This window comes from Devosia psychrophila (genome assembly GCF_000971275.1).
GTDB classification, from domain to species: Bacteria; Pseudomonadota; Alphaproteobacteria; order Rhizobiales; family Devosiaceae; genus Devosia; species Devosia psychrophila.
On sequence record NZ_LAPV01000014.1, the window covers coordinates 1 to 2032 of the forward strand.

Annotated in this window: 2 protein-coding genes and 1 pseudogene; 1 reads left to right on the forward strand and 2 read right to left on the reverse strand. The window is 65.7% G+C overall.

Translation table 11 applies throughout. The features are described from left to right. Positions 1–370: pseudogene (locus WH91_RS02135) on the forward strand (haloacid dehalogenase); the annotation flags it as partial. 51 nt (positions 371–421) lie between these two features. On the opposite strand, the gene WH91_RS02140 reads toward WH91_RS02135, so the two are convergent. Together WH91_RS02140 and WH91_RS02145 are read right to left on the reverse strand one after the other, a co-directional pair. After that, positions 422–988: a UbiX family flavin prenyltransferase gene (locus tag WH91_RS02140; protein ID WP_046169376.1), complete on the reverse strand. Its 567-nt coding sequence runs from the start codon at positions 986–988 to the stop codon at positions 422–424. After that, a partial coding sequence (locus WH91_RS02145; protein WP_046169377.1) for a UbiD family decarboxylase occupies positions 985–2032 on the reverse strand: 1048 nt, incomplete at its 5' end. The genes WH91_RS02145 and WH91_RS02140, both read right to left, overlap by 4 nt.

A 2032-nucleotide genomic window follows, 5' to 3' on the forward strand; every position in this document is an offset into this window, starting at 1 on the left:
ATGTGGCATGGCTCTCGAGCCCGAGATGCCGTCAGCCGATTCAGCGCCAAGTCCCGAACTCGTGGACATGACGAGACGGTTTTGGATCGGCTCCGCTCTGGCGGTGCCGGTGTTCGTGCTCGAAATGGCGGCGCATCTGTTCGACCTGCACCAATGGGTATCGCTTCAGTCGCTCAACTGGATTCAGCTGGTGCTCGCGACCCCGGTTGTCCTGTGGGCCGGATGGCCGTTCTTCGAGCGCGGTTTCGCATCCCTGCGCAATCGCAGCCTGAACATGTTTACACTGATCGCCATGGGGATTGGCGTTGCCTGGCTGTACTCGATGGTGGCCACGCTTCTGCCGGGAATATTTCCCGACTCGATGCGCGGCCAAGTTCGACATCTATCTTGCCACCGGTAAGGCGCGCCATTCGCTGGCGGTTTAGCCCCGCCATTCCCGCGCCAGGGGGCTGCCGGGCATGCCGAGCAGGTCAATTGCCCGCGCTGCAAGCTGATCAACGATATCGTCGACGCTCAGTGGCAGGTTGTAGAAGGCCGGCACCGGCGGCATGACGATAGCCCCCATCTCGGTGACCGCCACCATGTTGCGTAAGTGCCCCAGATGCAGCGGCGTTTCCCGCGTCATCAGCACCAGCCGCCGCCGCTCTTTGAGATGCACATCCGCGGCCCGCACGATGAGATTGTCCGCAATACCAGCAGCAATGGCGCCAAGCGAGTGCATGGAACAGGGCACCACCAGCATGCCCGCCGAGGCAAACGAGCCGCTGGCAATGCTGGCGCCGATATCGTCAATGGCGTGGGCAACATGCGCCAGCATACGCGCGCGCTCGGCTGCCTCCACACCCACTTCATGCGCCAGTGTCCGCTCGGCTGCCGCCGAGAGCACGAGATGAGTCTGCATGCCGGGCAGCGTGCGTAACAGCTCCAGCACCCGCAGCCCGATCGCCGCGCCCGAGGCGCCCGTCATCGCCACGACGACCCGCGTCATGCCCTGCCCCCCGGCAGGCCCAGTTCGTCCCAGATGGCGTCCACCCGCGCGGTGACCTCCGGCGTCATGGCAAGCACCCGGCCCCATTCGCGGCTGGTTTCCGGCCCTATCTTGTTGGTGGCGTCCAGTCCCAGCTTGCCGCCGAGCCCGGGCTGGGCCGAGGCGAAATCGAGATAGTCGATGGGCGTATCGGGCACCACGACCAGGTCGCGTGGCGCATCGAACCGGGTCGCCAATGCCCACATCACGTCGCTCCAATTGCGCACGTCGATGTCGCCATCTACCGCGATGATGAGCTTGGTATAGCTGAACTGGGGCAGCATGGACCACAGCCCCAGCATCAGCCGCCGCGCCTGGCCCGGATAGCGCTTGTCAATGGAGACCACCATGGCGCGGTAGGAACAGGCCTCGGGCGGCAGCCACAGATCGAGGATTTCGGGAAACTGCCGCCGGGCCAGCGGCGCAAAGAGCGGCGTCATCGCCTCGCCCAGCCGCGACGGCTCGTCCGGCGGCCGGCCGGTATAGGTCGACAGATAAATCGGCCTGTCCCGCGTGGTGATGGCGCTCAGCGTCATCACCGGGAAAGGCTCGACGCTGTTATAGTAGCCGGTATGGTCGCCATAGGGACCCTCGGGCGCCGTCTGACTGGCTGAGACATGGCCTTCGAGCACGATTTCGGCGTGAGCTGGCACCGGCAGCGGTACGGTCTTTCCCGTCGCCACCTCGGTACGACGACGGCGCAGCAGCCCGGCAAAGGCCAGCTCGTTCATGGCCTCGGGCAGTGGCATGACCGCGGCCAGTATGGTGGCCGGGTCGGCGCCGATGGCCACCGCCACCGGCATGTCGCGCCCCAGCTTCTGCCACATGCGATGGTGTCGCGCCCCGCCCCGATGCGCCAGCCAGCGCATGATGACCCGGTTCGGCCCCAGGACCTGCATCCGGTAGATGCCCACATTGATGTCGTCAGGATCATCGGGCGCGCAGGTGATCACCAGCGGCCAGGTAATGAGCGGCGCGGGTTCGCCGGGCCAGCACCACTGGATA